Here is an 11700-nt window from a genome sequence, read left to right as displayed (position 1 = left end):
ATCGCAATGATCAGACGGGATCCCGTCAACTTCAGTCCAGCCGTCTCAAGAACGGCCCTCCCCACTCGCCAGGAGATTCTGCTGATGGCCACTTCTGCACTCGATCCCCAGACCATGCGGCGCCTGGCCTTCATCCGCCTGCTGCATCAGCAGGGCATCGAACAGTCGCGTTCACCTCAGCCGCTCAGCTTCACCAGCGTGCTGACCTTCCACGACGCGATCGAACTGTTCTGCATGCTCACCAGCGAGCGCGTAGGCGTCGACTCCCCGAAGGGAAACACGTTCGTTCAGCGGTATTTCGACGGCCTGCAGCCGGACAAAAACGACGGTCGGGGCGTCATCCTTGCTGGAAGGGCGGGGGTCAAGAGGATCACCGACATGCGCAACGCCTTCAAGCATGCCAACGCCTGGCCCGGAGCTGAGGGCCTTGAGCAGTCCCGCGCTGATGCCGCCGCCTTCTTCGACGAGAACACACCGAAGGTGTTCGGCATTGAGTATGCCGCCATCGACATGGCCGACCTGATCCCTCAGGAAGAGGTGCGCGACCTGGTCAGAGAAGCAGCAGCAGTCGAGTCTTCCGGCAGTCGCATCGAGGCCATGGCGTTGCTGGTGGACGCGGGCAACGCAGTGTCCCGTGAGCATCTTGGCCAGGGCCGTGACCGAACGTCCTTCAGCTTCGGACCGAACCTTCGCGTTGGGCTTCCACTCGCGGAAAGCGACATCGCTCGGATGCTTCGCAGCCTGGATGGCTATGGCAGCGTGGTCCACGAGTTCGCCGAGCAAATCGCGACACTGACCAAGATCACGCTGGAAACGCAGCACGCGCTGCGGGTCATGACGCTCGGAGTCGACTACCACGCCTATCTCAAGTTCCTGCGCCTCACGCCGATCGTGAACTACTCGATCAACGGGGAGCGATCAGTCCACCATCCGGCCGCTCTGAAGCCGACGGCTGAGGATTACGCCTTTTGCCAGCAGTTGGTGATCAGCATGGCGCTCCGGTCGGCCGATATCCAGAGTCACCTCACCACCACCCCCTCCTGAGCCTTCAAAGCGAGCCGTTGGACGGCCATGAGGATGGCTCCTCGCCGGTGGCCTCGCGGTTTTGGGAGAGGCCGCGCGGTTCGATGTGCAGGCTCGCATAAAGTTGCCCCTTTTCTCCTTTTCTGAACGCGGTTGCTTGCGTATGGGTTCTGAGCTGGGGGTTCACGTCATGGGCATGTGTGTGACGTGGCCGTTCAGAACGACAGGTCGGCGGCGAGGGCGGAGCGTGCGGGTGGGTGTAGGTCTCCGAGATCGGGGACGTCCGCGCGGATGGTGTGCTCCCACGGGCCGATCTCGCGGCGGGTCACCTCCGTGTGGTGGCTGGCGTCGGGCAGAAGCCAGTCAAGTTGATCCTCGCTGATAACGAAGGTGGTGCCGTTGTTGTCCTGCTTGATGACCATGAAGAGGCTGGTCTCGTTGGGGGTGGGCAAAGCGCCGATCGAGGGCAGGTGGCGCATGTCGCCGTCCCAGTCGACGCGGGGCACCGCGTCGGCGAGGGCGAGACGGCTTAGAGTGCCCAGCTGGTGCGTTCGGGTCCGCCGGTGGAGATCCACTGGGGCAGCGGGATGAGACCGTCAAAGAGGTCGATCGGCTGCGCGAGGGCATAGACGAACATCGACATGGCTCCTGGTCAGTGGGCGGTGTGGAGGGCGTCGAGCAGCTGGGTTTCGAGTTCGGCGATGCGCCGATCGGCGAATCTGGCGTTGGAACGAGCGGCCTGGAGCCGCTCATTGAGGGTGCGGTTCTCGGCGGTGAGGTGGAGAACCCGCTGCTTGAGGGTGGTGTTCTCCGCGAGTACCCGGCCGCCGGCGTCGTCGGGAAGGTCGTCTTCGAGGTCGCGGAGCCGAGCCAGGAGTTGGCCGATCTGGCTGCGTTGCGAAGTGATCTCCGCGTGGGCGGTCTTGAGGCCCTCTTCGGCGTTGAGCGCCCTGTCCCTCCAAGCGGCCTCGACCTTGGCAGCCTGCTGAATCTGATCACCTGCGCTGGCCTCAAGGGCCGTTTCCGCTGCTTGAGCGATCATCTCGCGGGCCCGGGCGTTCTGATAGATGAAGCTGCGTGAGACGCCGGCGCGGCGTGCGGCGGCCGCAGTGGTGATCTGCGCGCGTTCTCGCTTCATCTGCCGCAGGGCGTCGCGGAGACGGCCGAGCATCGCCTCGGTGGAACGGTGGCGGGCCAGGTTCGCCGCCTCTGTCCTGGTGCTGAGCGTGCTCACGGCGCTCCCGTCTCGTGAGGCTCGTCGTCTTGGGCCACTGCGGCAAGGTCATCGGCTCGGAAGGTGAGGGACCAAATCCGCTGGTAGTAGTCCTGCGGGCGGCGCAGGTCGAGCGTGAGTGCTTGATCGAGGAGTCCAAGCCCGGCCAGGGCCTTCTCCAAGCCCTCGATGGCGCGGGCGGTCGGTTCGAAGACCTGGTGCAGCCAGTCGGCCATCTCGTCGGTCGGTGCCCGTTCGGCCAGGGACCGCCATTGTTCCTGCTTGCGTCGCCAGTAGAGGAGATCGCCGCCGGACAGGACGAACTTCTCGCAGTTGGTGCAGTCTCTGTTCCAGGGGCAGGCGTCGCCGTTGACGACAGGCTGGTAGATGCAGAAACCGCCTTCGGTGGGGGTGCTGCGGCGGCTGAGGTCCAGGGCGAGGGCCATCGCCTCGTGCCGGGTGAGTGGCGTGGTGCCGCTGCCGGCCAACTGCTCGCCCGGGTTGGCTGCGCCGGGCCCGGCAACCCAGACCGTGTTGAGGATGTCGTCGAGATCGGAATGGGAGACTTTGACGTAGTGCTCCGCCATGCGCTCGCTGACTTGTCCCAGGTAGCGCTTGATGTGAGCAAGGCTCGCGCCTGCGGCCAAGAGCTTGGTCGCCAGAGTGTGGCGGGCTTGGTGGATGACGTGCCCGCCGAGGTCCAGGCGGTCCACCCACTCCTTGAAGCACCTGCTGAAGTGGCCATAGGAGATCGACTTGGTGCCGTCCGGGTTGCGAACGGCGTTGGGGAACAGCACGAGGGACTTCCGCTCCTCCGCGCTGGGAGGACGGCCAAAACGGTCCTCGAAGACCACGAGGGTCTTGGCTCGGCGGTCTTCGAGCCGGTCATAGAGGAATTCTGGGATCCGGATGCCCGCGTTGTAATTGCCGACCTTGGTCTGATCGTGCCAGAGCATCGGCAGGCCCCGGTAGCGGCCGATGCAGTCGAGGGAGAGCTTGACGACCTCACTGCAGCGGCGGCCGGTCGCCACGATCGTCTCCCAGATGTCGCGTAGCCCTCGGTCGTTGGGGTCCCAGTCGCCAGCGAGCAACTGAAGATTGTCCTCGTCGGCCAAGGCGCGGGCGACGTCGTCGGTGAAGGGGTTCCGGGCGACCTTGCGGTCCTTGCCGCCTGAAGGCAGGGCGACGATGAAGGAGCGAGACAACCCGACCTTGTCGGACTCGCCACAGCTCAGCGCCTCGAACATGACCTTGCGAGCGTGGTTGAACGTCACCCGGCGGGTGCCGAAGGTGACGATCGAAGGCTCCCCGTTGCCGCGGACGAGCCCCAACGACGGCAGCCCGTGCCGTTCCCGGTTCAGCAGGTCGGCGGCGAACCTCTCGGCGTGCTCCGAGCGCAGGAGCGCCGGTTCGTGGCCGCCCTGAGGAGCATCGATCTCCAGGAAGGCACCGAGCTCGATGATCGCGCGTCGCGCCGAGTCGAACGGGCCCCGGGACCTGGGGCACTGCGCCGAGCGCAGCACCCTGGCCAGATGTTCCCAGAGCAGGTCGCGAAGCCAGCGCTGCGGAACGCCGGCCAGGTCGAAGTGGCTTTGGGTGTTGGGAAACCGGCGGCCGAAGTGCTCAGTCTCGATGAAACCGGTGTCCTTGGTGTCCTGCGGGCTGTAGTAGATGCGGCGCAGCCCGTCGGCGATCTCAAGAATCAGCGCCCGGGTGAAGGAATCGAAGTCCTTGCGGGAGCGCCCGCCCTCCCGCGTGGAGGCGAAGTCCGCAAGCGAGGTCAGCTTCAGCCTCCGGCAGCGGTTGGCCAGCCTCTGAACCGTCCCCACTTCCCAGTTCGCGCGATGCTTCACCTGGGCGTGGCCGTTCAACCCCCACTTGATCTCGGCCTTGAGCAGCGGATAGAGACCGGCCAGGTTGATGACGCCCGGTTTGCTGATCGGGTCCTCGTCCGAACACCACCGCAGGAACGCGGCCTCGTCCTCGTAGCTGATCGCAACCGGCTCGCCTCTCTGCTCGAAGCCGCGCCGCCACGCGGTCGGTGCTGCCGCTCCGCCAGGCCGTCCTGCTCGGTAGTAGCGATCCTGGTGGGGTTCACACAATCCGATCGGGAAGGCGGCGTTGTAGGGGCAGGCGTTGATGCGGCAAGGGCCGAACCCGGCGAAGGTCGTGGCGTCGGCCTTCCACTCCTCGAAGCCGGCCTCGGGATGCGCTCGCTGATACCGCCGCCACCGCTCGCCGTGATACTTGCAGAGCCGCGTCGTGACAGTATGCGCGGGCAGATCAGCGCAGATGCGGCACGAGCCGAGATCGACTCCCGTGCGGGGCTGCAGCGGCCGCGCCGTCTGGATGAACTTCGCCCGGCCCAGCCCACTGCTCTTCCACTCGTAGTAGTGCGTCGAGCAGATCAGCTGTCCCCAACGGCGGATCCGATCGCACTGGTCAACGCTGCACTGCCAGGCGTAGACGGCGTGGTCGGGTGCGATCACGATGTGATCAGGTCGATAGGCCGGGTCGAAGCCGGGGCCGTCGATCAAGGCTGTCAGCAATTCCAGCCGGTCCCGTCCGATCCGGCTTGGAGCACCGGGGTCGACGAGTTGAAGTTCGACGGTCATGGCCGCTCCCAGACTCGGTCGAGCGCGGCGGTGAACTTGGGGTCGTGGAGATCGGTGTGACCGTAGATCTGTTCGACGGTCGTCGCTGATGACCAGCCGCCGGCGTCTCGGGCGATCAGGGTGTCGCCGTCGGAGGCATCCAGGACGTTGGTGGCGAAGAGATGCCGCCACGCGTGGGGATTGACCTTGCCGAGGTCGAGCCGGATCCCGGCTCGATTCAGCATCGCCCGGGCGCCCGCCATCGACCATGGCTGGCCCTTGCCGGGTCCGTGAAGCTGAATCAGGAGCATCCCGTGATCCGCGTTGTGCGGATACTCCGTGGTCATGTACTCAAAGTAGGTGTGGATCATCGCCGGGCTCGCCCGGCGAACCAGTCCTCCGTGCACCACGCCGTTCCGGGTCGTCCAAGGTGGTTTGGTTTTCGCCCGGCTTCGGTTCGGATTGGTCTCCCGATGGCAGATGTGAACGTGCGGTGGCCTGCACTCACCGCACTCAGCGCCCTCGCGCAGGTGGAGGTCGACCAGGTGCAAGCCGCAGAACTCGCCGATCCGAAAGCCGCCGTCCGCCAGCCAGGTCACCGTCATCCGATCCCGGGCGGACCCCAGGTCGTCCAGCAACGTAGTCCGCGCGCCATCGGGCGGCATCTTCGGATGCCGTCCGCGTACCGCCCTGGCCGGCCGCAGCGGGTTAGCTGCCATCTCCTGGACCACGTGCCCGAGGAACAGCCGCCGCCGGTCGGCCTTCGTCGGCAGCCGGGCTCCTTTTCGCGTGAATTCCTCGGCCAGGGCCTGGTTCTCGCCGTGGGAGCCGAGATAGCAGTAGAACCGCTTCAAGCAGGCCGCGGCCGCGTCGAGTGAGCTCTGCGCGTACGGCCGTTTGCCCACCCGCCACGGGTTTCCATAGGGCCCGCGATACTCGGCGCCCACCGCTCCCATGTAGCGCTCGAGATCCCGCATCGACACAGACTCGGGCGTCAATCCCTCCGACACCAGCCACCGCAGGTGGTCCACCAGCAGGTAGGCGTACGTCCGGTCGGTCCCGCCCGCGCACGTCCGCAAAAATCCATCGGGCAACCGGCATACCGAGCCGTCCGCCGCGAGGATCGTGTACGAGATCCGGCCAGAGCGATGCTCCAGCTCCTGCACCCTCAAATTGCCAATGACAAGCTTCCGCCCCACGCGTCCCCCGACCGCCCGGCACGTGCCACACGTCCAATGACCAGGAGGTTAACGGTGATGGCACAAGAACACAGGACGCCACGTCACACGTCATGCACAGCGAAGATAGCGATCTGTTAAGTCCACGTCGACGATGCCGAAGAAGTTGAGGTTGTCGCTGTGGCCAGGCGAGATGTGCGACAGCGGGCTTTGGCCAGGTAGTCGGCGTACCTGGTCGGCACGAAGGCGGTCGGTGCCCCCGCGGGCACCTTACGGCCGCCGAGTCGGTTCAGCCCCTTCAAAATGGCCACCGCCTCCATGAGCTCGCCCGTGCCGGGCCCGCCTTGGAAGGCGATCGCGGCCAGCACCTTCGGGTGAACTGACGAAGGTAGGTGTAGGAGGGCTCCAGCTCCGAGAGCCGGCCGTGATCCCTGGGCAGAGACTTCCACGCATCGAGATGATCTCCCGCAGCCGCTGCATGCCGATCCGCTCACGCAGCAGGCCACCCACCTCATCGTCGGCAACCAACGGGTCGGCCAGCACGGGAAGAATCTCCTCCATCAACAGCTGCCGGACCTTCCTCCCTCTTAGCCCGCTCGATGAGCGCCTCGTCGGTCTTGGACTTCGCCCGAGATCCCGCCTCAAGGTGGCGACGCCGCGCACAAAAGCAGAGCCTGGCGTCCAGGCCGAAGCAGACGGCACAGACCTGGCGACAACGAATTCTGAGATCTATACCAGACAGAAAGCTTATTCTGTCTGGTATGGCTTTGTTCTGTCGATCTCCGTGCATCTGTCCACTGATCTCCCCGAATCCATCGACGGAAGATAGCGAAGTCGTTGCCGAAAGTACAGACAAACTGGCCTGCCTCTCCCGTTGCAACGGCGTGACTAACGTCAGGGAGAGCCACGACGTTCCAGACGCCATGCTCTACCAGATCCCAGATGCGCACCGTGGTGTCGTGGGAGCGGGTGACCGCGACCGGGCGCCCGTCCAGCACCGTGCACGCTACCGCGCTCACCCACGCGGTGTGTCCAGTGATCGGCTGGCCGACCGGTTGACCGCTGCTGCCCAATTCCCAGATGCGCACCGAACGCCGTCGTGGAGTTCCTCGCGCACGCAGCCGCCGACATCCGCCAACTTCTCGACGAGCACGACGCCCGTGGACAACCCCATCTCCGGCACGCCGCCCGAGGTCAAGCCCGTGCTGCTCCTGGCCGAAGCTGTCGAGGTGCTGCGCTCCCCGCGGGAGGAGGGTCGCCATGGACCTGGTGACCTTCGCGGGTGTGGCGCTCGGCGCGGAACGAGGGCTCGTCGAGCGCGGCCAGGAACACGCACGATTCCGCGAGCGTGTCAACGTTCTGGAGGAGAAGACCCTCCTGCGGAAATGCGCCGGCTGGATTCCCTACTTTGCCTGGGCGCTTGATCGCAGTCCAGAACCGTATTCGTCGGTGAGCTTGATAATCCGTTCGGCATCCGGAGGACTGGGCCAAATTGAGATCAGGTAATCCTCTACAGGTTCATGCGCTGTCAAGTCCACAGCTGTGTCTCGACCGAGGGCATGGATCCGGACGCGGTAACCACCGGCTCCTCCTGGGGTCAGAGAAGGGAAGCCGGGCGGTGGATCACTCATGATGCCTCTTACCTCGGTTACTTCCTCGTGAGCCTCGAAATTCATCTCGACAACCGCCTCCCATCGTTCGGTGACGATGGGAGGCGGGCTGCTATGAACTTCGATTGAAACAGCGACGTTCCCTGTATGGATACCCGTGAAGATTGTGATAAGACCGGGCTCCGCAGAAGCAAGGCCGTTGGATTTATTCAATGCTTGTGGCATCATGTCTGGGTGTCCCATGAGTAAGAGATGATGGGTCACAAAAACCTGCCCATAAGCACTTTCCGCGGAGTCAATAGTCACGCGGGTAGTATACCATGAGTTGCCCTATGGCGTGATGTTCATGTAGAAGGGGTCGTCGTCGATGACACGGTAATTGTTGTAGAAGGCGCCGAGGGCGGAGCCGCCCAGGCTATTCTGAGTGGCGTCGATCATCCGCCTGCTGAAATGGTCAACTTTGTACCATTCAAGATAGGTCCAGGCCCCTTCATGTGTTGACGCCATGGGGTACTCATCGCATGACTTACCGGTAGGGCGAGGCAAGGTGTCCGGACAAGCCCTGCGGCGATTATTTTCTTGATATGTCTCGTTAACTAGGCGATGGAGGGGCTCGTAGTCAAGGGCTCCGGGAAGGCCGTCGTTCTGGGCATCCTTGATATGTTGCGCCAATTCTGGCCAGGGCCCTGTGAGGCTGTACTCCATCCTCGGATCGTACCCCTCATTCACACAGCCAGGGGTTGAGGACCCTGGCAGCGAGTTGTCGCATCGCACCGGGAGTGCTTCTGCTGTCAGTGTGTTTGAGGGGCCTACCCATCTAGGGTTTGTGAACCAATAGTTGATAGTTGGGAATCCCCTTCCTTCGCCTTGTGGCATTGTGGTGGCGGCTGAGCCCCCAAGGAATATTTCGCCATGCGCACCGTCTCCTCCGATCGGTCCCAACGGCGTGGGTGGGTAGAGGTTGCTGACTACCTCTATTTCCTCCTCAGGAAGCCCGACGCCCTGCACCAGGGTTCCCGCTGTCAATCCCCACGTTTCCTCAACAAATATGGATTGCTGGAAGATGACGTGGGACGAATTTTTGTTCGTGTAAACGTAGTTGACTTCGGTGAAGAAGATATAACCGACTGCACTGTGGGTATTGACGTCGATGATATATACTGACATGCCGGTCGTGGTGCTACATTGTTCGAATCGGTTTTGCCAGTAGCCGTCATCAACGTGCTCCGCGCACCATACAGGTAGTGGCAGAATGGTGGCTGGTCTGGCTGCGTTTTTCTCCTGGATCCACCCTCTGATCTTGGAGCGATCTTCCTCGGTTGCTTTGCCCGTGGGTCCTTGATAGCAGGCCCATAACTGCCCGCCTTTATTGGTTACCTTGATCTCCTTTTTCTGTTCATCGCAGTTCTTCTGGGGCTTGATCTTTCTGGTTTGGCCCTTTTCTGGGCTGTCAGACGCCGTTCCTGCTGTTACCGTTGTAATCGCAGTTTTGGCACCTGCTTCCGTCGGTGTGACGATCGCTACCATCAAAAGGGTTAGAAGGCTTGCCGCTGCCGAGATTGCATGCTTCCGCCTGCTCCGCATCTACTCCCCTATCTGGTTAACGTACAACAAGACCCGGATTTGACTTGTCGCGTTAACTTAAGCACGGCAAGATCCGCTATGCAATCAGCCCTGTGTATCGCTAGCTCCACACACAGCTACATCTATACGGGGATTCGGCGTATGTAAGGCTTGCAGCGCATATCGCTAGACGCGTAGGGGATGGAGTGCCTCAGTGCAATGAGCAGATTTGGTTGGCCATTGATGGGCAATATGGCGAGGCTCTTATTGTTCAGACCTGAAGATCTTCGGCAACTGCTATCACTAAGACCCTGCTGACAAAGGCGTAATACTCCAGCCGCACTTCCAGTTGGGGTAGGACGACCCGGACCATCCCGGACTGCCTGCCGACGACACCACCAAGCCCGCGCCCGACAAAGCCGCTACCAGCGACAACAACTCAAAGATCAATAAGTGCGGCTGGAGCAGTAGGCGCGGATATCGTCGCGCAGACCTTCGAGTATCAGGCCTCGACAGGTCTCCAGGACTCCACCGTCGCTTCGGCAATGGCTTCGATGTGGTGTCCGTATGCCAGATGCTCATCAGACACGAAGCTGCCGTCCCTGAACGGTAACCCGCAGAAGGTAGCGCGGAAGTGCCCGGGAGATCCGCCCGGCGGGAGCGGCGCGTACGCTGCCAATGGCGCCATGTCGTAGCTCGACCGTGCCCCGTGCTTGTTCCGCGCCACCTGATGAGCCGCCACGCGAAGCAGCGCGTCAAGGCCCTTGTCCACGTAGAGCTGCAGCTGGCGGAACTGACCGTCAAGGTACTTCTCATGAGCTCTGGAAGGATGCTGCAGGAGATACGCGCAGACCACAGGCGCGTGCCACCTGTACATCCGAGGATCGGCCTGCTCTTCAGCCAGGATTCCGTGGTAGTAGTCCACGCACACGCCCAGCGGGCCGGCAATTGCACCGCAGTCGCATTGACCCATGCTGGGGCTATCTGCCATGGGTGTAGCTCGTTTTCAGTGACCGGAGCGATCACGCAGTGAGGGCATATCCGTCGGGTGCGGCTCCTTCTGAGGGACCGAGCTGATCAGGCGATGAGCTCGTAGTCGTGCTGGCCGTGGACGCGCTGATGTTCTTGGCCGAGGTGATGGCGCCAGTATTCGGGCAGATCGTTGTTGATGATGAGGGCGCGGAGCTTCAGGATGGCTTCGGCTCCGGCAAGGCCCCAGCGGGCGCCGGTGATATCGAGGCGGTCGGCGATGAGGTGGCGGCAGGCGCCTTCGATGACGCCGGTCGCGATGGGCCATCCAGCGGCCAGGGCCTCGTCGTAGCGGAGGAACTCTGCGTGGTCGGTCAGGTAGCGGATGCAGGTGTCGATGCCGTCTCGCCGGTCGGTGGGCAGTTGCGCGGCCTGGGCGTCGAGATCGGTGATGACCTGGCGTGTGTGTCCGGCCAGGAGGGCCAAGGCGTGGGTGGCGACCCAGTCCTCGGCCGCGGGATCGGCTGGTCGGTGTAGGCACCACGCGCTGGCCCAGAGCTTTTCGATGACGTGAATGAAATCGATGACGATGTTGATGGCCGCACTGCGGCCGATGGCCTCGGCGCGGATGAGGTTGAGCTGGTGGCGGGCGCCGTCGACGAGCACGACCCAGGTGCGAGCATGGCGGGGATCGCGGGCTTCGGCCTGGTCGAACAGGGCGGCAATCACCTCATCCGGGTCGTTGATCACCGAGCCGCACAGCCATTTCCCGCTCGCGTGCGGCCCTGGCCGTGGCCTGCGTTCGCCGGTGCGTCCGCCGGGCAGGGCGATCACATCGTGCGGACGACGCGGCGCGGGCTCGGCGTCGTAGAGGGCACCGAGAGTGGCCATCCGCTTGCGGCACGACTTCTGACCGGCCGCAAGGCGGGTCCGGAACGTGCGGGTGGCTCGGGCAGCCGCTTTCGCGGTGGCCGGGCGAAGTGCCTCGGGCCGCATCACCACGCCCTTGGCGTCACAGCTGAGCACCAGCAGCTCATCACGGGTCCGCGGCACGGGGGTGCGCTGCTGATAGAAGGTGTCGATATCGACGGCGGCGGCCTGGACCAGGCGTTGCAGCTGCCGTTTGCCGAGCACGTTCCCGCACCGAGCGGTGATCGCGGCCTGAGCGGCATCGAACGAACCGCGGACCGCTTCGGCCACCGCCAGGCGGGCCAGTCCGTGGCTGTGCCGACCCGCGGGCAGCGACAACGCCGTGTCCGCGGGATAGACGTTCAGCAGGCCGGGAGCACGCCAGGCGCACCGCCTCACGCTCACCGTCCCGAAGACGGTGGCCAGCAGCCGGTGATGCCGCATCTCCACCCGCCGCCGCGGCAGGCCATCGGCTCCCACCACCGCGGCCCCACCGATCCCGGCCTCGGCGACGGCGTCCTGCTCGCCTAGCGCCCGCAGGTCCAGATGGGCCTGCAACAACAGCCGCAGCAGCTCACGGCCCTGCTGCTCGATCACCTCCTCAAGCCGATCATGCGTCCAGGACGCGGTCTGGGGGTCGG

Annotated in this window: 9 protein-coding genes; 2 read left to right on the top strand and 7 right to left on the bottom strand. The window is 63.9% G+C overall.

Features of this window, described 5'->3' with window-relative positions; translation table 11 throughout:
- The coding region (locus ABD810_RS38830; RefSeq protein ID WP_344952909.1) for a hypothetical protein at window positions 1–1044 on the top strand (1044 nt) is incomplete at its 5' end.
- A 194-nt stretch (window positions 1045–1238) separates the two neighbouring features.
- Here the strand turns inward: ABD810_RS38830 and ABD810_RS38825 are convergent.
- The 4 genes from ABD810_RS38825 to ABD810_RS38810 form a co-directional block, all read right to left on the bottom strand.
- Window positions 1239–1502 carry a hypothetical protein gene (locus tag ABD810_RS38825; protein WP_344952907.1) on the bottom strand — a complete coding sequence of 88 codons (264 nt, stop codon included), beginning with the start codon at window positions 1500–1502 and terminating at the stop codon, window positions 1239–1241.
- A gap of 173 nt (window positions 1503–1675) precedes the next feature.
- Window positions 1676–2257: a DUF6262 family protein gene (locus ABD810_RS38820; RefSeq protein ID WP_344952905.1), complete on the bottom strand. Its 582-nt coding sequence runs from the start codon at window positions 2255–2257 to the stop codon at window positions 1676–1678.
- Window positions 2254–4851: a tyrosine-type recombinase/integrase gene (locus tag ABD810_RS38815; RefSeq protein ID WP_344952903.1), complete on the bottom strand. Its 2598-nt coding sequence runs from the start codon at window positions 4849–4851 to the stop codon at window positions 2254–2256. Before ABD810_RS38815 ends, ABD810_RS38820 begins: the two co-directional genes overlap by 4 nt.
- Window positions 4848–5996, bottom strand: a complete 1149-nt coding sequence (locus ABD810_RS38810) for a tyrosine-type recombinase/integrase (protein WP_344952911.1) — start codon at window positions 5994–5996, stop codon at window positions 4848–4850. The genes ABD810_RS38815 and ABD810_RS38810 overlap by 4 nt, the downstream gene beginning before the upstream one ends.
- Window positions 5997–7268: 1272 nt before the next feature.
- Between ABD810_RS38810 and ABD810_RS38805 the strand changes: the two genes are divergently transcribed.
- Entirely contained in the window at window positions 7269–7514 is a 246-nt protein-coding gene (locus ABD810_RS38805) for a hypothetical protein (protein ID WP_344952901.1), read from the top strand.
- A 434-nt stretch (window positions 7515–7948) separates the two neighbouring features.
- On the opposite strand, the gene ABD810_RS38800 is transcribed toward ABD810_RS38805, so the two are convergent.
- The 3 genes from ABD810_RS38800 to ABD810_RS38790 form a co-directional block, all read right to left on the bottom strand.
- Window positions 7949–9145 (bottom strand): NucA/NucB deoxyribonuclease domain-containing protein, encoded by a 1197-nt coding sequence (locus ABD810_RS38800; protein ID WP_344952899.1) that lies wholly within the window; start codon window positions 9143–9145, stop codon window positions 7949–7951.
- Between the two features lie 538 nt (window positions 9146–9683).
- Entirely contained in the window at window positions 9684–10172 is a 489-nt protein-coding gene (locus ABD810_RS38795; RefSeq protein ID WP_344952897.1) for a DUF5946 family protein, read from the bottom strand.
- An 86-nt stretch (window positions 10173–10258) separates the two neighbouring features.
- On the bottom strand, window positions 10259–11700 hold a 1442-nt coding region (locus tag ABD810_RS38790; protein ID WP_344952895.1), incomplete at its 5' end, for an ISKra4 family transposase.

Source organism: Sphaerisporangium flaviroseum (assembly GCF_039537005.1).
GTDB classification, from domain to species: Bacteria; Actinomycetota; Actinomycetes; order Streptosporangiales; family Streptosporangiaceae; genus Sphaerisporangium; species Sphaerisporangium flaviroseum.
Note: the sequence above shows the minus strand (reverse complement) of the source record. Positions and strands in the feature narration are given on the sequence as shown.